We start from the raw sequence: 24,254 nt of genomic DNA, 5'->3' as shown, positions 1-24,254 counted from the left end.
TTAACAACTACGCTTTATAAACATCAACACGTACCTTCGTTCATGCTGACCATTGAAGATTTAAAAGGGAAAATCAGGCGAACTTATCTTGTTGCACTAAGTGCCATTGCACTGTTACTCACAGTGTACTTTGCATGGACTCAGCAGTATCTCGTTTCGACCCAAATACAACCTCAGATAATTAATATTGCAGGAAAGCAGCGCATGTTGTCTCAGCGCATTGCATTTCTGCAGAACCTGCTTGTGTCTGAAGATGACCGCGCCCGCAGAGTATCACTGAAGTCGGAGCTCGTTGACCGGACACGGGAGTTTGCCAGAAGCCATGAAGTACTGGTTGCCAGACAATCTCTGAACGGCTTGTTCACCCCCTTATCCGGTGCCCTGGAAAAACTTTATTTTTCGAAAGAAAGTGATCTTGACTCCCACGCCCTTGAATATGCTGACAGGGCTCTGGAACTTGCAAGTATGCCGGATTCTGCTCTGACCTCTGCGTCTCCGGTAAGCCTCTCTGAAGCCACCGAGCTATTGGAAGACCTCGACCATGCAGTACTGCTTTTTGAACAGCAACTCACTGGTGAGCTGAGATTTAACCAGTGGATGTTGCTGGGAATCTGGTTCATCACTCTGGGCTTATCTTTGCTCACTGTGCTGTTGCTCTTCAGACCCTTAAAAAATCTGGTGCTGGAGCAATTTAATCTGGTTCAGGAAGCGAAGCGGGATGTGGAATTCGAACGTGAACAAACGGCTAAAGTGGTAACTACGAAGGAAGAGTTTCTGGCCAGTATGAGTCATGAATTCCGTTCGCCGATTTCAGCCATTATCGGGGCGTTGGAGCTCATACCAAACATGCAATCCAAACAGGGTCAGTTGATTCAGAAAGCAGAACAAAGCTGCTATCGCCTGCTTATGCTGACAAGCAACCTGGTGGATAGCATGCAGTCGAAACAAATTGATGAGGTGTTTGTAAACGAAGATTTTGACCTCATCCGGTTACTGGACGATGCGCTCAGCCAGTTTGCTTACAATTGCCAGCAAAAAAACCTGCATTATCAGGTAAAGAACGAGAGTACTCTGCCCCACTATGTGAACGGAAACTCATCCAGTCTGATTAAAGCACTCAAAAATATTCTGGATAATGCGGTTAAATTCACTCCTGAAGGCTCAGTATCAGTATACAACCGCATGTCTGTCAGTGACGGAAAGCTGTTGTTGACGATTCGTGTGGTTGATACCGGCATCGGTATCCCCGAAAGCGACCTGCATAATATATTTCAGCGCTTCTACAAGGCTCACGGCAATTCAAGATTATACAGCGGAGCAGGCGTCGGATTATATGCATCCCGCACTTTGGTGGAACAGGCGGGCGGCACTATCACGGTTACCAGCGCACTTCATAACGGGTCGGAGTTTACGTTGAATGTACCGCTCAACGCAGCCAAAGGAGATACCCGCGAGGCGAAAAAGCCTGTATCGTCCTCAAAATTTGCTGTTGTTGATGATCAGGAAATCACCCGCATTCACTTATCTCACATGATTGAGAGTGAAGGCTATCACGTTGACACCTATCTCTCGGGCGCAGATCTACTGGCCAATCAGGATAAACTGAAAACCTATGACGGCATCATCACCGACTATTACATGCCAGGCATTAATGGCGCTGAATTAGCCAATTATCTGCAAGCTATGCTGGGTGAGCGGATGCCACCGGTCATTATGGTTTCGGCTGCGCCGCAAATTGCCAATATCATTGCCAACTCCAACATTCCGGCCTGGCAGGTGTTTGTTAAACCCATCGACAGGAACCGTTTTATCGACTCCATTCATCATCTGAGTCTCAATAAAGGCAAATCTTTCAGTCAGTCAGACAAAGTCAATGTGCTTATCGTCGAGGACGAGCCTATTAATGCTGAGATCCTGAGGGATATGGTGGAAAACCTTGGCTATGACGTTACCCTTGCAGAGGACGGTGAGAGCGCACTGTCGAGAGCCGGCGAGGAAGAGTTCAGTATTATTTTACTGGATCTCAATTTGCCGGATATGAGCGGCTTTGAAGTAGCAACAATACTCAAAGAACGTGGCTGCAAATCCCATCTGGTGGCCGTTACGGCCAGTGCTTATGAAAGCGATAAACAACGCTCAATGGAAGTAGGTATGCGTTACCATCTGGTGAAACCGGTAGCATATCAGGAACTGAAAAATACCATGAAGCTGCTGCTGGCGGTGTCTTAACCCTGCAGCTGCCCTATTTGCTTTTCGTTTTCGTGGTGCCATACAGATACCCGGTTACGGCCACTATTCTTAGATATATATAACGCCTGGTCGGCTTCTTCCAGCCATGCCATAGAAGAATTGACCGGTTTGCGGAATTCACTGAGGCCGATACTGACTGTGAAGCGGATTTGATGTCCTTCATGATCAATCACCATGGCTTCCGCCAGCCGGCGGATGCGCTCAGCAACCTTAAGCGCGTTTGTTGCCGTTGAATCCACCAGGATCACCGCAAACTCCTCTCCGCCGTAACGACCGGCCAGATCGGTTTCACGGATGCTTTTTTGGATAACTCTGGCCAACGTTTTTATCACCAGATCACCGGCCTGATGCCCGTAGGTATCATTGATCTTTTTGAAGTGGTCAATATCCAGCATACAGGCAGTCGATACAGTTTCACGGCGCTGAGACAACTTAAACAGACTGTCAAACCGCTCCTGCCAGTAGCGACGGTTGAATAAGCCGGTCAACCCGTCCACTCTGCTCATATGCTGTAATTCGTCATTAAGACGCTCTACCCGAAGCTTACTCAATGCCTGATCGGTTACGTCATACACCAGCATACACAGCTTGTTTACCGTACCATCCGGTGAAGAAAGGGGAAACATGGTCACATTCTGGAACATGTAAAGGGCATCAGATGTAATAGGCCGGTTAGTGCTAAAGCGGAACAGATACGGACGCTGCTCCCAGATGATAAAAACAGGGGTCTTCAGATTGAAAACCGGGTCCGCCTTACTTCTCAGCCACTGTTCATCTATCTCATCAAACAAAGAAAAAAGCTTTTTACCGCTAACCTGGCCCGGCCGCAGACCGGCATGGTTCTCCATGAACTGATTCCACACTTCGATGGTGAAATCTTTGTCCATTACTACTATGCCTACCTCAACAGAGCTCAGAAGATCCTGTTGCCAGTGCATACTAATCAGTTCATCAGAAATCATGCTACATATTCCTCATCGACCAGGCGAGAATATATCTTAGCCATCGATTGCTCCGGAAACAGTAACAACAGATCAAAACGGATATCCCGGCTTTTGATGGCATAGGCAATTTCAATCGCCATGACTTTCCCCCAGCGACTCGCATTATTGTTCAACATGGTCTCAAATCCGCTGTGCTGTCCCAGTAATATAGGATGGCTGTGACTGAAAGTTACATTCAGTTGGGCTGATAATGCGTTAAGACAGGCACCGGTAAGAATATTGGATACGTCCATTAACGCTTCGAGTTGCTGATCTTCTGTGGCGACCTGGTCGTTGTAATTCAGCAGCCGGATAATATTTTCCATTTTGGTGTCACTGAAAATCACCAGTGCTTCACCCTTAATGCCCGCGCTGGTAAAACCTTTGGAAACGGCTGAAACCCGCTGATTCTGGTGTGCTTCAGCCAGCGCCATATGCAGTTCTGTGGCTTCAATGACGTTAACATTGGGAATAGGCAAATCGATAAATTCACCGAGCAACCGGGCAAGGCTCTCACCGGCCTGTCCCATGGCAACATTGACCAGTTCGCGGTAGGCATCCAGTTGCTCATCTGCGGTATTTTTTTGCGTGCCGGCCAGTTGCAACGTACGGTTCTGCGCACTGCTGTCACCACTGTAAATACCATACTGACGCAATAACGCGGTGAGTTTCTGGTTGTCCATCGGCTTGCGGATAAAATCCAGCGCGCCCAAAGCTACCATGCGTTCCCGCGCTTCCGGCTGTACGTCACCGGACACGACAATCACCAGACAGGGTAAATCCTGTTCGCGGATGGCTTTCATGGTTTCATAGCCATCCATCACCGGCATGTTTAAATCGAGGAACATCACATCGGCTTTACCTGCACGGATTGCCTCAAGGGCTTCCTGACCGTTACCGGCAAACGAAATACTCACATCCCAGCCATCAGGGATGGAACGGGCCATTTGTTTGCGTGCGAAGCCTGAGTCATCGCAAATCAGTACCGGAGTGGTCATTTCTGTCCCTTAAATAGCAACAGGCGCTTTAATGTGCGGATGGGCCTGGTAATTTACCAGTTCAAAATCATCAAACGTAAAACCGAACAAGTCTTTCACCGCCGGGTTTATATTCATCTGCGGCGACGGAAACGGCTCTCTGGCTAACTGGATCTCAGTTTGTTCCAGATGGTTGGAGTACAGATGAGCATCACCCAGAGTATGAATAAATTCACCGGGTTCCAGTTCGCATACCTGCGCCACCATGAGAGTCAGTAACGCATAGCTGGCAATATTGAAGGGCACACCCAGGAACACATCACCGCTGCGCTGATATAACTGACAGGATAATTTACCGTTCAGCACATAAAACTGAAACATGGTATGACACGGCGGCAAAGCCTGCCTGCCGTTGGCTGCATTTTCTTTGGGCGAAACAGATGTATCAGGTAATACGGCAGGATTCCATGCACTGACAATCAACCGGCGGGAATCGGGATTACTTTTGATTTGCTCAACTACGTCTTTAATCTGATCGATTGTGGTGCCGTCTCCGGCATCCCAGCTGCGCCACTGATGACCATAAACCGGTCCCAGCTCGCCTTCATCAGTGGCCCATTCATCCCAGATTGAAACACCGTTTTCTTTGAGATACCGAATGTTGGTTTCACCTTTAAGAAACCATAACAACTCATGAATGATAGACTTCAAATGACACTTTTTGGTTGTGACCAGCGGAAACCCTTTCGCAAGGTCGAAACGCATCTGATAGCCAAATACGCTTAACGTGCCGGTACCCGTACGATCTTCTTTTTTCACGCCATGCTCTTTCACATGACGCATCAGTTTGAGGTATTCTTTCATACTTGCTTTTTCTTATGATTGTTCTGATTTTTGTACCGGCGATTTACGCATGTAAGCCCATACCATCAGGCCGGCGCCGAGCAGGATCATGGGAACACAGAGTAGTTGCCCCTGGCTCAGACCCACGGAATACAAACCGATGTGCTGATCCGGTTCACGGAAGTACTCAACGATGAAGCGGAAACAGCCGTAACCGAGCAGGAATAAACCGCCTACTGCCCCCGTAGGACGCGGCTTCGCAGAAAAAAGCCAGAGAATGGTAAACAGTAACACACCTTCAAGCGCGAACTCATATAATTGAGACGGGTGACGGGGCTGCTCTCCCGCGCCCGGAAAAATAATCGCCCAGGGCACGTCGGCAGGACGCCCCCATAATTCGGCATTCAGGAAGTTACCTATTCTGCCTGCTCCAAGGCCAATGGGGACAAGAGGCGCAACAAAATCACCGATTTGCAGGAATGTAGCGTTCATTCTCTTTGCCTGCCATGCTAGTGCAACCAGTACCCCCAGAAGCCCGCCATGGAAAGACATACCACCGGTCCATATTCTGAAAAGATAAGTAGGATCTTCCAGGAACATACCGAACTGATAAAACAGTACATAGCCGATACGACCACCTAAAATCACCCCCACAAATCCCCAGAACAGCAGGTCGCTCAACTGGTCACGGGTCCAGTTAGTTTGTGACAGGCGTTTTTGCGCCAGCATATATGCAGCCACAAAACCCACAAGGTACATCATACCGTACCAGCGCACACTCAACGGGCCGATGCTAAATATAACCGGGTCTATGTTGGGAAAGACCAGATAACTACTTTCTGCCATGGTTTATTCTATTCCTACAATCATTCTTATACTTACCAGCACCAGCAAGCAGGCGAGCATTTTCTTCAATAAAACAGTATTCATCCGCTGACCCAGACGGGCGCCGATATTGGCGGTAAATACCGAGGTACACACAATACCTAAAGTTGCCGGCCAATACACGTAACCTATCGAGTTTTGCGGAAGTCCGTCGACGGCTGAACCGGTAAGTATAAAGCTGGCAGTACCAAACAGTGCGACGACCAGTCCGCTGAATGCTGCGCAGCCGATTGCCTGCCGTACATTCACCTGAAACCACACCAATGCCGGCACCAGCAGAGCGCCACCGCCAATGCCCATTAATGCACTGACACAACCGGTTCCCGCGCCCACAGAAACCAGTGCGGGTTTACCGGCTTTATGAGAAGAAGCCTGTCTGCGGCCAAATACCATCTGTGCAGCCACTGCTATTACCAGCACAGCAAAAATATTTTTCAATGTATGTCCCGATATGGCGCTGGCGACGTGAGCACCGGCTATGGCTCCGAAGGCAATACCAATACTGCTCCAGATAACAATATGACGGTCGAGATTACCCAGTTTGTGATGGGCCAGCGCGGAGGATAAACCGGTAAAAATAATGGTCGATAACGAGGTGGCAACAGCCATAGGCATGACGGTATCGGTATTTACGCCAAGGAAGTGTACCAGCAGGTAGGAAAGACAGGGAACGATAATAAGACCGCCGCCGATGCCAAGCATCCCGGCGAGCAGGCCAACAACCAGGCCTAAGGCCATACAGCAAAAGAAAAGTATTAAAAAAGGGTCCATGCGCCGCATCCGGATTGACGAGGCGCGTAGCGTATCACAGAACCATGACGATTTGTGTTTCTTGATACCGGCAGCAACTATTCTCCCAGATCTGTCACGGCAGCAACCAGCTCCTGTAAACTCCTAGGAGCCTGCCCGTACCAGACCACCCAGCCCGCGCTGTTCCAGATATTGATTGATATAAACAAACACTTCTTCATGAGTACTTGCCGTCAGGGTTTTGATGAGTAGCTGTTTAGACTCTTCCAGCGATACATTGCGTACCACCCAGTTTATCTTGCGCAGGTTGTGGGCATTCATACTTAATTTGCGGTAACCCATTCCCATAAGCAGAATGGCACCGCCCGGTTCACCGGCAATCTCTCCGCAAACAGTAACCGGTACCTGATTGGCATCCGCCTGCTTAACAATATCATACAGAGCACTGAGCACCGCAGGGTGATAACTGTTATACAAACTGGCCACACGGGTATTGTTTCTGTCCACCGCCAGCAAATATTGCGTTAAGTCATTACTACCGACAGAGAAGAAATCTACCTGTCTGGCCAGCTGTGGCAACTGATAAAGTACCGAAGGCACCTCCAGCATAATACCCAGCTTCGGACGCTCAAGCAGTACATCCATGTCTTTGACTTCATCACTGATTTCAAAGAAAGCCTGATCGATAAGACGTCTTGCCTCCTGAACTTCCGCGACAGAGGAGATCATTGGCAGCATGATTTGCAGATTCGTTAAACCAATACTGGCCCGCAACATTGCCCGCACCTGTACCAGGAAAATCTCCGGATGGTCCAGCGTCAGTCTGATCCCCCGCCAGCCAAGAAACGGATTTTCTTCGTTAATCGGAAAGTAAGGCAAAGGTTTATCACCGCCAACATCCAGCGTACGCATGGTGATTGGTTGTTCCGGTGAAGCCATCAGGATTTGCCGGTACAGCTCTACCTGCTCCTGCTCAGACGGAAAACGCTCTCTGAGCATGAACGGAATTTCGGTACGGTAAAGGCCAATGCCATCTGCATTAGCAAATTGCGTCGCTTCAATCTCCGCCGATAAACCCGCATTCACGTAAAGCGCAATGCGACAGCCATCCTGCGTTTTACATATCTGCCCTGCTTCAGCATCAATACGCTCAGACAGGGTCGCTTCTTCAGCAATCAGCTGGGTAAATTCGTTACGGATGGTTTTTTCCGGCGAAATAATCACTTCGCCACCATAGCCGTCAAGCAGGATTTCTTTACCGTTCAGCAGTGCCGGGGAGACGTTCTGGCATCCCATAACCGCAGGAACACCCATGGCTCTGGCGAGTATTGCAGCGTGGGAGTTATTCGACCCGCGGATAGAAATGATGCCTTTAAGGTGAGCTCGCGGAAACTCTGCCAGCATAGAGGCGCTGACTTCTTCGGCAACCAGAATGCTGTCGCCTTTCACTTCATTATTAACCGGCGACTTGCCTTTGTTGTCGTACAGAATGTTCAGCAGGATCCGGTTCGACAGGTCGACAATATCAATTGCCCGCTCCTGCATGTAGGGATCTTCCATATTCTGGAATTTAGCGGCGTAATCTTCCACCACCATTTTCAGCGATGAAGCTGCATCCCACCCCTCACGGATTTTCGCTTCAACTTCACGTCCCAGACTGTTGGCGTCAAGCAAATGATGATAAAGCTGAAAAATGGACTTTACGTCATCGGGAATTGCTTCATCCAGACGACCGGATAAATCATCAACGTGCTTACGGGTAAGTTCTACACCTCGCCGGTACAGACGGATTTCCAGATCTTTATCAGTACAGCGTTTTACTACCCAGTTACGGAGGGAAATTGAACTGTCTGTGGAATAGCCGGTACCCACAGCGAGGCCGGGAGAGCCGGCAATACCGCGCACATTTTTTTGTCTCGGAACAGATTCCACTGCCGCATTCGGCGTAAGTGCACCGCGGATATCCGCATTGGTGATTTCCAGCGCAAGCTGGGTAGCCAGTGTAACGAGAAACGCTTCTTCGTCTTCGCCGAAACGGCGCATGGCTTTTTGTTGCATGGTGATGACGCCCAGCACTTTGCGCTGATGAATGATCGGCGTACCAAGGAAAGCGTTGTAGTTTTCTTCTTTTACTTCGGGATAATGCTTAAAGCGGGGATGTTGATGCGCATTTTCGATATTCAGCGGCTCTTCACGCTGTCCCACCAGACCAATCAAGCCTTCGGAGAATCCGATGCGGACCAGTTCCACCGCATCAGGGTGCAGACCATCTGTGGCTTTAAGCACGAAATCCTGCTTTTCATAATCAGCAAGATAGATAGAGCAGGAGTCCACCTGCATTGTATGCTTAACCCGGGACGCAAGACGAAACAAAGCCTGATCCAAATCCGGGATCTGGTTCATTTCCTGTACGATGCGTTTTAACGTGGTGAGTATATTCCCGGTTCCAGCCACGAAGATGCTCTCCTGTTTAACCGCTACGCCGGCGCTTGCGGTTACGTTTGTTGGGTTTCCCCGGCGGATTGTTTTGCACGCGTTGACCCGCGGGCATTGCAACACCGGCAAATTCTTTCATCACCTTACGGTATACATCCCGTTTGAAAGACACGACATTTCGGATGGGATACCAATAACTCACCCAGCGCCAGTCATCAAATTCAGGATGACCACTTTTGAGCACATTGACATCTTTTTCCTGGCAATCTAACTGAAGTAGAAACCACTTCTGTTTTTGCCCGATACATACCGGAGAACTGCCCTGGCGAATTAATCGCTTTGGCAATTTGTATCGCAACCAGTTGCGGGTAACACCTAAAACAGTAACGTCTTTTTGCGTTAACCCTACTTCTTCGTGCAACTCCCTGTACATAGCTTGTTCTGCAGTTTCCCCTTCATCAATTCCGCCTTGTGGAAACTGCCATGAATGCTGACCATAACGCCTTGCCCAAAACACCTGACCCATTTTGTTGCAAATCACTATGCCCACATTCGCACGGAATCCGTCGGCATCTATCACATAGACTCCCGGGCACGATAAACTTTTCTATTTCTGCATTCTTCCATAAACTATAGCCCTTTCAAAGCATTAATCCTAATTCAGCAAATATTACCCGGAGAGTCTCTTGCAGCCACCCGATACCGCCCCCGCTACACCGGAAGAGTTACTGGCACGCAGCTACCGGATTGCCGGCTTGTCACTGGGCGAACTGGCAGAGCTGGCGCACGTGGCCATTCCGGAAAATCTGCAACGGCACAAGGGCTGGCCGGGTATGCTGATAGAAAAATGGCTGGGAGCCACAGCCGGCTCAAAACCTCAACAGGACTTCCCGGAACTCGGTGTAGAGCTGAAAACGATTCCTATTGACGGGAATTTTACTCCGCTGGAAACCACGTATGTTTGTTACGCGCCGCTGATAAGTAAACCCGGTACTACCTGGCAAACGTCTAATGTGCGCAATAAGCTTCAGCAGGTTTTATGGGTGCCGCTGGAAGGTGACCGCGCCATCCCCCTCGCACAGCGACGTGTTGCCACGGCATTTTTCTGGCAACCGGATGCCCGGGAAGACGCAATCTTGCAAAAGGACTGGGAAGAACTCACAGAAATGATTGTGCTGGGGGAAGTAGAAAAAATCACTGCGCGTCTTGGTCAGGCACTGCACATCCGTCCTAAAGCAGCCAGTGGCAATGTGCTGACAGATGCCTTTGATGCTGACGGACAGAAAATAAAAACCCGCCCCAGAGGATTTTACTTACGTACCTCGTTTACCGGCGCAGTATTGCACCGCCACTTCACCTGACATCAGCTTTTTCAGGCGTCAGGTGATAACGCGCAACAGACTACCTTTGCTTACGCATGTGGTTCATCATTACACCGCTCAGAAACTGTTCTGAATGCACACCAAGACGTTTCGCCTGCGCCGCCAGTGAGTCATCGCTACCGAGAAGCTCATTTTTGGCATAGGTCAGACGGTACTGATAAACAAAGCTTCTGAAATCTCTTTTTTCCAGTAACCTCAGCGCAATCACCAGGGTAGTGGGATCCACATGGCACTGACCGGCAAAGGCTTTGAGCTGCAAGCCGGGGGATTTAAACGCTTCTGTATCCGTCATTGTCTGCTCAGCCTTAACCAGCGCCTCCCGCATGATGCACTGTTCGGCTTTTAAATCGTCAAGGCGGTGATAATCCAGCGGCGACGGAGACGTGTGTTGCGGACGAATAACAGCAATAAACGTTTGCAATAAGGCGATAGCAAACAGCAGGTTAAACAATGACTGCCAGAAGTGAATATCGAAAAAACCGAATGCACCGGCTGTGACCAGCAAAATACAGCAGAATGCCAGACCAACAGTAACTCCCATAGCACCACCGAGCCACTGCACACGAAATTCCCGCACATCAGCCACCTGAGATGACAGGTAACGGTGGTAATTCTGTATCAGTTCGGTGATCAGGATCCCGAGTACCAGAATACCGAACCCGGTGACCATATAAACCAGATAAATATGCCAGTTGTCCAGCGGATGACCTGTGGGAGAAGAGACCAGCCACTGCGCTTTTTCATCAGCGCTGACAAACAGTAAGGGGATTTCTGCCAGCAGCGCCAGGGCGACCGGCAGCCACAGTAACAATTTAGAAGGTCTGGCATTATCAATAACCAGCAGTTTGACACTACGGTACAGTAAGGTTAGTGAGAGCAACGGGGTAAATACAGTAAGCACCGACAGTCCGGCGGCATCCTGTCCGAAGGCACGCAACCATTCATCAGTGAGAATGAACGGCCACACTATCATGGCTGCCAGCACCCATGGCGCACCGGAAACACGGTGCTTTTCCCTGAAGAACTGAACCAGTATCACCAGGTAGAGCAAAACCAGCACGAAAAGGGTGTAGCGATGCAACATAATGTATTTCTACCTCACTTCCTTCAAGAAACGTTGTGCGACCAGACGGCCTGCTTACCAGTATACGTCGCCCTGCATACCGGCTTGTCTGGTTCTCTCCATGACATGCATCAAATTAGCAATCTTATCATCCACCCAAGTGAATACATCTGACAGTTCGTCCAGCTCAGATTCAGTAGCAAGGGCCCGCAGCATCATTAACGCTTTTAATTCGTCAATTCCGGTAAGAATATCTAACCATGGCGCGCGGAAATGATGTCGTTCTTCATCAAATAAATCAGCCAGCAGAAAACCGTTCCATAAGGTTTGTCTCAGCAGTACACCAATGGCCAGATAATTTTCGGGTGTCATTGTTTTGCTGCCCGGCATAGTTTGTTGTACCGTTTGCCAGCCCTGAGATAACCATCCCTGTGCATGTTCCATTACCGGCAGGCTGTATGCAGTTGAATGCTGGCGCCAGGGTTTTTCCTGCAATAACTGAGCAACTAATACTTTTAACGTATTAGTTTGTTTACTGTACAGTATTTCATCAGGTGTGTGTGCATGAATTAACCCGGCTTTTCTGCCCTGCAAATAACTGGTCAGTGCCGGATAACGACTCAGACACTTATTAAACAAGCTTTTTTTCGACAACAGATAGCGAAGGCTCTGCAGATCATCCTGCCATAACCAGACTTGCATATATTTCATCAGCAACTGATGCACTGACAATAATTGCGGGCACTGCAGAACAGGCAGATACAAAGATACGGTTTGCAACAACAGGCGTGCACTTTTAACGATTTCGCCGAGCATCTTCACAGACCCGGTTTCGAAATACAGATGCTCATGTTTCTGCCAGTGAGATAACGCTTGCTGCACTGCCCGGCAGAAAGCCTCTTCGGTTGTTGTACCCTGTTCCAGCTTTAAATAAGGCTGCATTTGGGAAATAACCGGCGACAGCCCGTTAAGCAACTGGTAGCCCTGCGCAGCTTTAGACACATCGCTCAGGCGCACAGATGTGTTTTCTGTGATCAACTTTGCCAGTGTAAACAAGTGAGTCACTTCGCCCTGTTTCAGTTCCAGCTCAATCTCATGGATAGGAGAGCTGTTCTTACCCGTACTGGCTTCACCTTCGTCAATCACCACTTCTACACATGCGCCGTCCCATTCAACATCGAACGCGGTTCTTACGAAATGGGTACTGAACTGGCGCTGCAATTTATCGTTTACCTGCTCAATCAGCCAGTCGTCCGGCCAGACATCCCCGGGAAACAGGCGCAAGTCCGGCTCAGCACCGTCAAGGGCCACATTGTACTCGGCACGCTCATGCAGACCGCCGCTGACTTTGCCATGGGTTTTCATGGTCTGTTCAAAACGGCCATTATTACCACGGACGCGGAAACCCATCTTTTCCTGCTGGAAAAGGTGGTCTGCGGTATCGTAATAATCGTTCTGCAGGCGCATTTCCGGCTCACGGGAAATGCTGAAACCAGCCTGCTCAAAGGCAGGCAGCACTTTTTCGACAAATGCAGGTAAAGCATTGTCGCGGGTAACAAATTTTATTTCTATTTCCGACATAGAGAAAAAGGCAGGTCGGTAAGTGTCAGTATTCCGACACAATACCTTCGTATAATATTTTTCGCAACGGATGATCACCTTACAAATGTGCAAACGTAGTGAACTGTCAGCCGGGTTGCCGGTCCAATGTGGCGGGTACGCTTGCCTTTCAGGTTTGCAGCCAATAACATCACACAGTTTCTTAAAACAACTACGGACGCACTATGTTACGAAAATGGCTGACCATCGCATTAATTGGTCTTTCAATCCAGGTTTTCGCACAGGAGGATTCCATTGAAGAATCTCTGCAGCTGGAAGCTTCTTCTTCAAATTATATCCGCGACGATCTTTTCGTATTTCTTCATACGGGTGCGGGCCGGAACTACCGGATTTTAGGCTCTGTGGCCGCCGGAACGCCCATTACTGTACTGGACAGAAATAACGAGACAGAGTTTACGCAGATAAAAGATAATGAAGGCCGCACTGGCTGGGTAGAAACCCGTTTTATCAGTAATGAAATGTCTTATGCCGAGAAAATTCCGTTGCTGACTCAGCGTCTGGCCGACAGCGAAGCCGGCGTACAGGGTTTACAGTCAGAGAATGAAAGGCTGAAACAGCAACTGAACGCGACCCGTCAGGAACTGAAACAACTTCAGGACGAAACCGGCGATCAGACAACTCAGATTACCCGTCTTACCAATAAGCTGGAACAGCAGAGTAAAGATGAAATGATCAAGTGGTTTACCTGGGGCGGTATTGTTGCCGGTGGTGGCGTACTGCTTGGCGTGATCCTTACCTTCCTGCCGAAGAAGCGCCGTCGTAACGACGAATGGATGTAAGCCGGACATAACCTGCAACGCCATTTTATTTAAAGTTAATAAAACCGGTTCCGTTTTTTAAGCGGGACCGGTTTTTTGTGGTGTTTACGACAGACCTTAAGGACTTACTCGTCGTCTTCCACCAGCGTCATCAGCGAAGTATTACCGCCGGATGCGGTGGTATCAATACTGATGGTTTTCTCAGTAAGCAAACGTTGGATCAGGTTATCGTTATATTCTGCGGTGATGACCGGCAGAATAGCGCCCTTGCGGGAAGATAACATGGCCGCAATCTGAGCAGTACGTTCAGTGTGAGAATCCACCACCACACCGGCCAGATGTTCATGCATAAGTAAGTCGTTTAAATGACTTAATCTTGCTACCTGGAATACCCCCTCAGCGGCACCGGTTTTATTGAAGTGTTTCTGGAATTCCAGCGCTTCTTCATAAAATAGATCAGATACTACTGATACCACAACGTTACCGGTTGCCAGTGCAGTCACGATAGACAACGTCCAGTATTCGAATGTCACGCCTTTATCGGCGAAACAAACCAGTACGCCACGGGGTTCAAGGTAAAGCTTGTTAGACTCACCAGTCGGCCCCGGCAGCTGTGTGGGTTTGGACAATGTGCGTTCAACCGTTGTCAGTTGCTGACGGGCGGTTGCCAGGGTGCGGTTTAAGTCATCTGCCAGTTCATCAACAATGTCGACTCTGGCAAGCTTTGCCAGTAACTGACGCACCATAGAAATACGGTCGTTCAGCGGAGTATGTCGCCATTGCGCTTCAACATTAACACCCTGATTCATCAGGCGGGTTGCAGCTTCGGCGTCCTGCTTCTCACCGGACAATGCAGCATCCAGATTATCGATATCGTCGACCTGAGAAGGCTTCGGTGTAGCACGCTCCTGCATCAGACGGCGCAGATAGTTCGGACCGCCGGCTTTAGGCCCGGTACCGGATAGTCCCCGTCCGCCGAATGGCTGTACGCCGACGATGGCGCCGATCATATTGCGGTTAACATAAACGTTACCGGCACGGCTGCGGGCAGCCAGTTCGTTTGCCCTTTCTTCAATGCGGGAGTGAATGCCCATTGTCAGGCCAAACCCGGTGCTGTTGATCTTGTCCACCACTTCGCCGATCTCTTTACCTTTAAAGCGGACGATATGAATGACCGGACCGAAAACCTCACGCTCCAGCACATCAATGCTCTTGATCTCGTACAGAGTTGGCGGGAAGAAATAACCGTCAGTGCAACCTTCCGGGATCTCACATTGATAAAGCAACTTACCTTTATCCTGCATCACTTCTTCGTGCTGTTTCAGGCTGTTGAAAGCTTTTTCGTCAATCACCGGACCTACGTCAGTACTGAGAAGGGCCGGATCGCCGATACTCAATTCCTTCATCGCGCCGATGAGCATGTCAGTTAAATCATCAGCAATGTCTTCCTGAACGTAAAGCACCCGCAATGCAGAACAGCGCTGACCGGCGCTCTGGAAGCCGGAATGAACCACATCATCCACCACCTGCTCAGGTAAGGCCGTTGAATCAACAATCATACAGTTCTGGCCACCGGTTTCAGCAATCAGAGGAACCTGCTCACCGCCCCGCTCTGCCAGTAACTGGGAAATCAACGTACCGGTTTGGGTTGAACCGGTGAACATCACCGCTTTAATGCGCTCATCAGGCAGTAATGTACTGCCGACATGCTTGCCGGGCGCAATAATCAGTTGCAGAGCATCTTCCGGCAGACCCACTGTGTGCATAATTTCCAGCGCACGTTTAGCGATCATACTGGTTTGTTCAGCAGGCTTCGCCACCACCGTATTACCGGTCGCTAAAGCTGCCACCACCTGACCTAAGAAAATCGCCAGCGGGAAGTTCCAGGGGCTGATACACAGCACAACACCACGGGGAACAAAACGCTGATCCTCGTCCAGCTCACGGGCACGGACAGCATAATAACGACAGAAATCCACAGCTTCACGGACTTCGTCGATACTGTCCTGCGTAACTTTACCTGCTTCACGGATACAAATGGCAATCAGTTCGCCCATATGACGCTCAAGGGCAAAAGCCGTGCGTTCAAGAATGTCCGCCCGTTCTTCCACAGAACGTTTTGACCAGGCCGCAAAACCGTTGTGGGCTTTGTCCAGCGCTTCTGTCATCTGTTTTTGTTCTGCATAATGATGGAAACCCACCACATCAGATTTGTTGGCAGGGTTCAGGACTGCCGTGGCCCCTTCCGGTAATTTACCGTCAGTTACCACATAATAATTTTTCCAGCGGGCCAGTTCATGCTGAAGCGCGTGCACGGCGTTAACATCAGTGAGGTCGAGACCGCGGGAGTTGTCACGCTCCGGCGCGTAAAGATCGCGTGGGGCACTGATTTGCTTGTTGTAACGGGTTTTAAGACGCTGGGTTTTCTCGACCGGGTCTTCCAGAAGTGATTCAACCGGCTTTTCATCATCAACAATTGCGTTAACGAAAGATGAGTTCGCCCCGTTTTCCAGCAGGCGGCGAACCAGGTAAGCCAGCAGATCTTCATGCTCACCCACCGGCGCATAAACGCGGCACTGAATTTTTTCCTGCGTCACAACCTGATCGTAAAGGGTGTCGCCCATACCGTGAAGACACTGGAACTCAAACCCGTCTTTGTCATCACCGGCCAGCTCAATGATCACCGATGCGCTGTACGCATTATGGGTAGCAAACTGGGGGTAAATCGAATCACGATAATCCAGCAAACGGTTAGCACAGGCATGATAAGACACGTCAGTCGAGGATTTTCGTGTGAATACAGGGAAACCGTCCACACCAGCCTGCTGGGTCATCTTAATTTCTGTATCCCAGTAAGCGCCTTTAACCAGTCGCACCATCAAGCTGCGACCCACTTCCAGGGTCAGCGTGCGTAACCACTCAATGACATGAATAGCCCGTTTCTGATAAGCCTGAACTGCCAGACCAAATCCTGTCCAGCCCTCAAGGTCCGGGTCGCGGAATACGGTTTCGATGACGTCCAGAGAAATGTCCAGACGATCCGCTTCTTCAGCGTCAACGGTGAGGCCAATGTCGTACTCTTTCGCCATCATACACAGGGCTTTCAGCTTGGGCGGAATTTCCGCCATCACCCGTTCTGCATGTAAAAATTCATAGCGGGGATGGATCGCCGACAGCTTGACAGAAATCCCGGGAGAACGCTTGGGCCCGCGACCTGCTGCCGCTTTGCCGATTTCTTTAATGGCCTTAACGTAAGCGTCGTAGTAACGATCTGCATCTTCCATGGTGCGGGCACCTTCGCCCAGCATGTCGTAAGAATAGACGTAACCTTTCTTCTCTTTCTCTTTCGCCCGCTCTACCGCATCAGCAATGGTTTCACCCATAACAAACTGACGGCCCATAACCCGCATAGCAATATTCATTGCACGGCGGATAACCGGTTCACCCAATCTGCCCAGAGTTTGCTTCAATAAGCCGAACTGCTCTTTACGACGCTTGTCCGCATAGTTGACCATGTTGCCGGTTAACAGAAGACCCCATGCCGATGCGTTAACGAACATGGAATCTGAGTTCCCCAGGTGCGGAGTCCACTGACCTTTTGACAGTTTGTCACGGATAAGCTCGTCCTGAGTGGCTTTATCCGGCACACGAAGCAGAGCTTCGGCCAGACACATCAACACCACACCTTCAGCGGTAGACAGCGAATATTCATTGAGTAAAGCATCAACGCCACCATGACTCTCCTGCTCCCGGCGGATTTGCAGCACCATTTTACGTGCTCGCTCCCAGGCCCGGCTTCGTGCTCTGGGATTGACTTCGGCAACAGGCAGAATTTGATCTATCGCGGTGGATTCATCGATACGGTAGTGGTCGCGGATGCGCTGACGAATAGAAGGCAGCGAATTGAGATTGTCATTAGTGAGCATTGAAACCCTTCTTTATCTGTATGGTGTTGTCATTACCTGCTGGTTAATTCTTGCACTCACGATGCCCTTCAGGGGCTGAAATAGCAAGTAAAGTCGATTGTTGATCATTAGTATGTTCCCTGACCTGTAAAGATCACGACCGGCTTTCAGCGGCGGCATGCTATCACAAACCCCAGTAAGGAAAAGGGGCGCTCTGTCCTGACTTTTCTGTCGTCCGGCGCGAATTGTATAAAAAGATGTACATCTCTGAAAGGGCCTGGAAAAAGGCCAGCGGAAAATACAACTTTCTTACTGATACTCACCGTTTTTCATATGGCAGAATGACCAAAGCTTTCCTACACTCCCTTCATAAACAAATGGATGAGATATCATGAAGCTACGAAATTTCAGCGTTGTTCAACGGTTAGCCTTTCTTGTACTGCTGGTAGCAGGCCTGCTGCTTTTAATGACAGTGGTAGTGTTGCAGCAACACTATGAAGCGCAAAAAGATAAGGCTTATGAAGAGACGAAGCACATCGTAGAGTCGGCTTACTCGGTACTGGAACACTTTTCCACGTTATCAGAAAACGGGGATATGACCATCGCTGAAGCACAAATGCAGGCCAAAGGTGTTATAGCAGCAATACGCTATGACGACGGTAACTATTTGTGGATCCAGGATGATACGCCGGCCATGGTCATGCATCCTCTGAAGCCCGCGCTTGACGGTCAGGATTTAACGGATTTCAAAGATGCTAACGGCGATAAGTTCTTCGTCACCATGGCACGGCTGGTGAAGTCTGAGAATGAAGGCTTTGTTCCCTACGTCTGGCCATTGCCCAATTCCGAAAAAGCCGTGGATAAAATATCCTACGTAAAACGTTTCGCTCCCTGGCAATGGACCGTTGGCACCGGCATTTACCTTACCCGTCTCGACGCAGCGTTTTCTCATATCCGCAATGTGTTTATCGGCCTGGGCGTGGTGTGTTTGATCCTGGTTATTCTGTTTGCCTGGTTAATTGGTCAGAGCATTATTACTCCGCTACGTGCGACGACTGAGCGGATGAAAGACATTTCCCAGGGTCAGGGGGACTTAACCCGTGAACTGCCCGAAGACGGAAACGATGAAATAGCCAGACTCAGCCGTCATTACAATGCGTTTGTGGCGAAAGTGAGGGAGTCATTGCAGTCTCTGCATGGTGCAATAGAACAGGTCGCACAGGAAGGCTCACGGTTAGCCGATATCCGTCAGTCCAGCGAGAGTCAGGCACAAACGCAGAGTCACAATGCCATACAGGTTGCCTCTGCAATGGAAGAAATGACCGTGAATATTGGCGATGTCAGTCGTCATGCCACAGAGGCTGACCACTCTACAGAGTCAGCGGAGCAAAGTGCCAAAGCAGGGATTCAGGCTGTTACACAATCGGTGACAGACATTCAGTCGCTTAACCAGAGTATTGAATCAGTGGTAAACACGGTGAGCCAGCTTGCCCAGCAGAGCGACAAGATTGGCAGCGTGCTTGATGTTATCCGGGGTATTTCTGAACAAACTAATTTACTGGCATTGAACGCGGCTATTGAGGCTGCCCGCGCCGGAGAACAGGGTCGCGGGTTTGCAGTGGTGGCCGATGAAGTACGTACGCTCGCCAGCAGAACCGGTCAGAGTACTGATGAAATTCAGCAGATGATTCAGGAGTTACAAAGTGGATCATCTGCCGCAGTGAACGCGGTTAAAACCAGCCAGTCCGCTGTAGACAGCACCGTTGCAAATATCAGGCAGGCAGATGAAACGTTACGTACTCTATTAAGTATTATGTCTGACATCGCCGCTAAGAACCGGCATATTGCGGAGGCTACCGGTCAGCAAAGTGACGCGGCACAGGAAGTAAACCTGCGAATTAATGAACTTTCTGAGTCCGCAAGGCATACTGTGAGTAACGTAGAAGAAATGACACAAACCAGTATTGCACTGGCAGGTCATGTTGAGCAGGCGCGTCAGGCTATGCGAAAATTCCAGTACTGACCGCATCCAACCAGGAGTTATTCATGTCAGGTTTGAGGGTAAAGAAACGCTACTATCCCGTTTTCATTATCGTTCTGCTGGTGGTGGCGTACTGGCTGTTTGCCAATGCCCTCATCAAGTCCGTACTGGAATCTCAGTTGTCGGAATCTTACGGAGCTGAGGTAAACATCGGCAGTTTCGATCACTCGCTGTACCCCACTACTTTTACCCTTGAAAATGTGCAACTGACGGATGCCACGACTCCGGCAAGGAATCAGGTGTTGGTAGGAAAAGCCTCCGGCGATATAGCATTGATGCCCTTGCTGTCAGATCAGGTCATTGTCAATAAACTGTCTGTGCTGGATGTGCAGTTCAATCAGCCCAGAAGTACGCCAGGCGCGGTATACCGTCAGCCAACTCAGAGTCTGACCTTTGACGAAATGAAACAAAAAGCCAAAGATGCTGTACCTACGGTGGATGAATTACTGGCCCGCTCCCCGCTGAAAACTACTGCGGCGGTGGAACAGGCGCAACAGGCTTACACCACTTACTCTGAAGATTTAAAAGCGAACTACAAGGCGCTGCCGGACAAATCCCGAATCGCATTCTATAAATCAGAGATTGAGGCTCTGAAAAATACAGATTATAAAGATCCTCAAACCCTGCTTTCTGCAAAGGAAAAGCTTGAGTCTCTGAAAGCGGAAATTACCTCAGACCGGACCAGAATCCGGGAGTTCACTGACAAAGCGGGGGATGCCAGAACCGCCCTGTCAGACAGCCTCAAAGCCCTGAAGAACGCCCCGCAGCAGGATTACCAGTTCATTAAAAATGTTATCGCCGGCGACGATGCCGCCATGCAACAGGTTACGCAGATGGTGTTCGGCGACAAAGCCGCGGAATATACACAGTATCTCATGTCTGCCGTAGAAATTGTGTTGCCTCTGATACAGGGCGATACGCAACCTGCAGAAGAGGCCCCTGCTGATTTACCTTATATTCTGGTTAAAGACGCAGAAGTGTCAGTGAAATGGCAGAATGAAAGCATTGGCAGCGTATGGAAGAACATCACCAACATGCACGATGTGGCCGGTGATGCGACTACCTTCACCATTTCTGCTGCCGGTGCCTTACTTAAGCAGTTTGAGTCGTCAGGCCAGTTCCGCATAGACGACGGCGTGGTTGAGGCCTTCCAGCAATGGTCGCTATCTGGCATTAATCTGGCAGATATTCCCATGGTCAAAAGTGAGAAACTCTCTGCCGCTTTACAAAAAGCCCTGATGAGCGCCACCGGAAGTATGTCTGTTAAAGATAACCAGCTCAGTGGCGGCAGCGATATCGATCTTGCCGGGCTGGCGATGGAGGCAGCCGGCACCAATAAACTCACTACCGCCATTGCCAATGCACTGAAACAGCTATCGTCGCTGGATTTGCAAATGGCGTTATCCGGTACACTCAATGATCCCGGCTTCAGTATAAAGTCAGATCTCGATAATAAGCTGGCACAGGCTGCACTTACAGAGTTAACGGCATCTCAACAGGATAAGCTGGACGAAGCCATGAATAAGCTCAACAGTAAGATCAGCGCCCTGCAGTCAGACACACAAACCGAACTGGTGAGTGTGGAGAGCATGCTGAAAGCAGCGCAGGGAGACAGCAGCGAACTGGAAGGGTTATTAAAAACGCAGCTGAACAGCGTGATAGATAAGCAAAAGGATAAACTGCTGGACAAACTTAAAAGCAAGTTTGGTCAGTAGACCCGCCGGGCCAGTACAGGCATAATAGTCATTTATTTAACGTTAAGGTGTTTGCCGTGTGGCAAGATAAGTGGGTTACCGTTGTACTGATTGTGTTGCTGGGATTACTCCAGTACCGCTTGTGGTTCGGTAAGAATTCACTGCCAGACTACCTTGCGCTTAAACAGGAAGTTCAGCAACAGTCGTTACAGAACGACAACCTTGCCCAGCGAAACAATCTGCTTAAGGCTGATATCAGCGATTTAAAAATCGGCCTTGAGTCTATTGAAGAGCGGGCCAGAAATGAGCTGGGCCTGATTAAGCAGGGCGAAACCTTCTACCGGATCCTTCCCGCGGATAACGAATAGTCCATGTCTCATCCTTCTGTAGTTGCTGTGGTACCGGCAGCAGGTGTCGGCAGCCGCATGCAAGCTGACAGACCTAAGCAATATCTCAGGCTCGGCGAAAAAACCATTCTTGAGCATACGCTTTCTGCGTTGCACGCCCATCCGAAAATTTCTCATATTGTAGTAGCGGTCAGTGCCGGCGACCCTTTCTTTCCGGAGTTACCGGTGGCTAGTGCCCCCTGGCTGACTGTGGTTGATGGGGGTGCAGAACGGGCAGACTCGGTATTCGCTGCCCTCTCACAACTGAACGACAATGACTGGGCCCTGGTACACGATGCTGCGCGGCCCTGCGTGTCACTGACTGATATAGACACACTTTTACAGGTCAGAGAACGGGATGACGTGGCAGGCGGCATTCTGGCAACGCCGGTAAAAGACACCATGAAGCGGGAAATGGCGAGTAAAAACAATATTGTTTCCCACACTGAATGCAGAGAACAACTATGGCATGCGCTGACGCCACAACTGTTTCGTGCCGGCGAACTCAGGCAGGCATTAATACAGGCACAGGAAAAAAATATTTCCGTTACCGATGAAGCCTCAGCCATGGAAGCAGCCGGTCATAAGGTAGCCCTTATTGACAGTAATCCGGCAAATATCAAAATTACACGCCCTGCCGATATGCCGCTGGCAGCATTTTATCTGCAACAAACCCAAACTTTATAATTTAAGAGGCACCTATGCGTATTGGTCATGGTTACGACGTTCATAAATTTGGTGGTAAAGGCCCCATTGTTATCGGCGGCGTCAGCATAGATTACGAGCAGGGCTTACTGGCCCATTCTGACGGCGATGTATTAATTCATGCATTGTGTGACGCACTTTTGGGTGCTGCATCGATGGGAGATATTGGTAAACACTTCCCGGACACTGATGACAAGTGGTCTGGTGTGGACAGCCGTTTTCTGCTCCGGCATGTAGTCGGGTTACTGAAAGAAAGAGGGTATAAGCTGAACAATGCCGATATGACTATCATTGCGCAGGCCCCAAAAATGGCTCCTCACATACAAAAAATGCGGGAAGTTCTCGCCAGTGACTGCGGGTGCGCTGTTGACGATATAAACGTAAAAGCCACGACAACAGAAAAATTGGGCTTCACCGGCCGCAAAGAAGGCATTGCAGCCCACGCTGTTGTGCTGATCAGAGCTGAATAACATGAGCACGTTACGCACTCAGCACTGGCTGTACAGTGATACTCCTCCGGTCTGCACCGCCGCACTCAAGACGCATCCTGAAGACTTCGTTGTCACCGAAGATCTTGGCTACAGCTTCAGCGGTGACGGTGAACATCAATTTTTGTGGGTCGAAAAAAAGCTGGCCAATACTGCCTGGGTCGCTGAGCAACTGGCTAAATTTACCGGCTTGCCATTACGGAATGTGACCTACGCAGGACGAAAAGACAAATACGCGGTTACCCGCCAGTGGTTCGGATTACATGCTCCGGGAAAACCGGATTTCGACTTTTCAGGACTGGAACTTGAAGGCGTAAAGATCCTTAAGCATGAACGGCACAATAGGAAATTACGCACCGGGCAGCTCAAAGGGAACCATTTCACCATTACCCTGCGCGCCGTCAGCGACGTTACTGCGCTGACAGAGGCGCTGCAACAGGCTGCCAGAAACGGCGTGCCCAATTACTTCGGCGAGCAGCGTTTTGGCAGTGTCCGGATCGCTGAGACCGGCGAGCGTCAGGAAGGCGGTAACCTGCAACTGGCAGAAAAAATGATTGCCGGGGAAGCTATCCGCAACCGCAACAAACGCAATATGGCACTGTCCGCCCTACGTAGCTGGCTGTTTAATGAGGTCATCAGTGAGCGCATTCGTCTTGGTAAACTGAATGATGTAATAAGTGGTGACGCACTGATGCTCAGCGGGTCTCACAGCTATTTTATTGAAAACGGTGAAGATAGCGGGTTGCAAGCCCGTTACGAAGATAAAGATTTATCACCCACGGCGCCGCTGTGGGGAAAAGGTGATGTACCGGTTACCGGTGAAGCGGCAGAGCTTGAACTGGCTGTAGCAGGTAAATACCCTGAGGTTACCAGTTATCTCAGTGAAGCCGGCCTGAAACAGGAACGCAGACCGGTAAAAATCTGGCCGGCGCAACTTGAATGGCAACATAACGGTGATACAGTAATTGTTTCTTTCAGCTTACCGTCCGGTTGTTATGCCACTACCGTGTTACGTGATTGTGTTGACACAAATGGTGAAACAGCCGGCAGTTAGTATAAGCGACTTACCGGACAAAAAACGTCAGGAG

General features: G+C 49.7%; 19 protein-coding genes. 9 read left to right on the top strand and 10 right to left on the bottom strand.

The features are described from left to right. Positions 1-42 precede the first annotated feature (42 nt). A complete protein-coding gene (locus ACXAGR_RS20545) occupies positions 43-2,229 on the top strand; it encodes a response regulator (protein ID WP_474845168.1) in 2,187 nt (728 codons plus the stop codon). On the opposite strand, the gene ACXAGR_RS20540 is transcribed toward ACXAGR_RS20545, so the two are convergent. The 7 genes from ACXAGR_RS20540 to rppH all read right to left on the bottom strand — a co-directional run bounded on the left by ACXAGR_RS20540 (position 2,226) and on the right by rppH (position 9,704). Further along, positions 2,226-3,212, bottom strand: a complete 987-nt coding sequence (locus tag ACXAGR_RS20540; protein ID WP_474845170.1) for a sensor domain-containing diguanylate cyclase — start codon at positions 3,210-3,212, stop codon at positions 2,226-2,228. The genes ACXAGR_RS20545 and ACXAGR_RS20540 overlap by 4 nt on opposite strands. Beyond that, a complete protein-coding gene (locus ACXAGR_RS20535; RefSeq protein WP_474852270.1) occupies positions 3,209-4,231 on the bottom strand; it encodes a response regulator in 1,023 nt (340 codons plus the stop codon). Before ACXAGR_RS20535 ends, ACXAGR_RS20540 begins: the two co-directional genes overlap by 4 nt. Positions 4,232-4,240: 9 nt before the next feature. Beyond that, entirely contained in the window at positions 4,241-5,074 is an 834-nt protein-coding gene (locus ACXAGR_RS20530; protein ID WP_474845174.1) for a thymidylate synthase, read from the bottom strand. Between the two features lie 12 nt (positions 5,075-5,086). Further along, positions 5,087-5,899 carry a prolipoprotein diacylglyceryl transferase gene (lgt, locus tag ACXAGR_RS20525; protein ID WP_119500010.1) on the bottom strand — a complete coding sequence of 271 codons (813 nt, stop codon included), beginning with the start codon at positions 5,897-5,899 and terminating at the stop codon, positions 5,087-5,089. 3 nt (positions 5,900-5,902) lie between these two features. Next, positions 5,903-6,709: a sulfite exporter TauE/SafE family protein gene (locus tag ACXAGR_RS20520; protein WP_119500009.1), complete on the bottom strand. Its 807-nt coding sequence runs from the start codon at positions 6,707-6,709 to the stop codon at positions 5,903-5,905. Positions 6,710-6,832: 123 nt separating this feature from the next. Next, a complete protein-coding gene (gene ptsP / locus ACXAGR_RS20515) occupies positions 6,833-9,124 on the bottom strand; it encodes a phosphoenolpyruvate--protein phosphotransferase (RefSeq protein ID WP_474845364.1) in 2,292 nt (763 codons plus the stop codon). Between the two features lie 34 nt (positions 9,125-9,158). Next, positions 9,159-9,704 carry an RNA pyrophosphohydrolase gene (gene rppH / locus ACXAGR_RS20510; protein ID WP_119500007.1) on the bottom strand — a complete coding sequence of 182 codons (546 nt, stop codon included), beginning with the start codon at positions 9,702-9,704 and terminating at the stop codon, positions 9,159-9,161. Between the two features lie 106 nt (positions 9,705-9,810). On the opposite strand from rppH, the gene mutH reads away from it, so the two are divergent. Then, complete coding sequence (gene mutH / locus ACXAGR_RS20505; protein ID WP_474845178.1) at positions 9,811-10,485, top strand: DNA mismatch repair endonuclease MutH; 675 nt, start codon at positions 9,811-9,813, stop codon at positions 10,483-10,485. A 40-nt stretch (positions 10,486-10,525) separates the two neighbouring features. Here the strand turns inward: mutH and ACXAGR_RS20500 are convergent, their stop codons facing one another. After that, entirely contained in the window at positions 10,526-11,590 is a 1,065-nt protein-coding gene (locus ACXAGR_RS20500) for a helix-turn-helix domain-containing protein (RefSeq protein WP_474845180.1), read from the bottom strand. Between the two features lie 54 nt (positions 11,591-11,644). After that, positions 11,645-13,150 carry a CYTH domain-containing protein gene (locus tag ACXAGR_RS20495; RefSeq protein WP_474852267.1) on the bottom strand — a complete coding sequence of 502 codons (1,506 nt, stop codon included), beginning with the start codon at positions 13,148-13,150 and terminating at the stop codon, positions 11,645-11,647. A 203-nt stretch (positions 13,151-13,353) separates the two neighbouring features. Between ACXAGR_RS20495 and ACXAGR_RS20490 the strand changes: the two genes are divergently transcribed. Next, entirely contained in the window at positions 13,354-13,968 is a 615-nt protein-coding gene (locus tag ACXAGR_RS20490; RefSeq protein WP_474852265.1) for a TIGR04211 family SH3 domain-containing protein, read from the top strand. A gap of 104 nt (positions 13,969-14,072) precedes the next feature. Here the strand turns inward: ACXAGR_RS20490 and putA are convergent, their stop codons facing one another. Further along, complete coding sequence (putA, locus tag ACXAGR_RS20485) at positions 14,073-17,873, bottom strand: bifunctional proline dehydrogenase/L-glutamate gamma-semialdehyde dehydrogenase PutA (RefSeq protein ID WP_474852263.1); 3,801 nt, start codon at positions 17,871-17,873, stop codon at positions 14,073-14,075. 370 nt (positions 17,874-18,243) lie between these two features. Between putA and ACXAGR_RS20480 the strand changes: the two genes are divergently transcribed. From ACXAGR_RS20480 to truD, 6 genes are read left to right on the top strand one after another with little or no spacing between them, the layout of a single operon-like run. Beyond that, positions 18,244-19,875: a methyl-accepting chemotaxis protein gene (locus tag ACXAGR_RS20480; RefSeq protein ID WP_474852261.1), complete on the top strand. Its 1,632-nt coding sequence runs from the start codon at positions 18,244-18,246 to the stop codon at positions 19,873-19,875. 23 nt (positions 19,876-19,898) lie between these two features. Continuing rightward, positions 19,899-21,608: a TIGR03545 family protein gene (locus tag ACXAGR_RS20475; RefSeq protein WP_474852259.1), complete on the top strand. Its 1,710-nt coding sequence runs from the start codon at positions 19,899-19,901 to the stop codon at positions 21,606-21,608. Positions 21,609-21,664: 56 nt separating this feature from the next. Next, positions 21,665-21,955, top strand: coding sequence for a cell division protein FtsB (ftsB, locus tag ACXAGR_RS20470; protein ID WP_119503280.1), 291 nt, complete (start codon positions 21,665-21,667; stop codon positions 21,953-21,955). A 3-nt stretch (positions 21,956-21,958) separates the two neighbouring features. Beyond that, positions 21,959-22,660 carry a 2-C-methyl-D-erythritol 4-phosphate cytidylyltransferase gene (ispD, locus tag ACXAGR_RS20465; RefSeq protein WP_474852257.1) on the top strand — a complete coding sequence of 234 codons (702 nt, stop codon included), beginning with the start codon at positions 21,959-21,961 and terminating at the stop codon, positions 22,658-22,660. Positions 22,661-22,674: 14 nt separating this feature from the next. Further along, positions 22,675-23,148 carry a 2-C-methyl-D-erythritol 2,4-cyclodiphosphate synthase gene (ispF, locus tag ACXAGR_RS20460; protein WP_474852255.1) on the top strand — a complete coding sequence of 158 codons (474 nt, stop codon included), beginning with the start codon at positions 22,675-22,677 and terminating at the stop codon, positions 23,146-23,148. Position 23,149: 1 nt separating this feature from the next. Next, entirely contained in the window at positions 23,150-24,220 is a 1,071-nt protein-coding gene (gene truD / locus ACXAGR_RS20455) for a tRNA pseudouridine(13) synthase TruD (protein WP_474852253.1), read from the top strand. Positions 24,221-24,254: the final 34 nt, after the last annotated feature.

It is taken from the genome of Alteromonas sp. ABH4_457 (genome assembly GCF_056160625.1).
The sequence above is the reverse complement of the archived record's forward strand: the minus strand, read 5'-3'. Positions and strand labels throughout refer to the sequence as shown.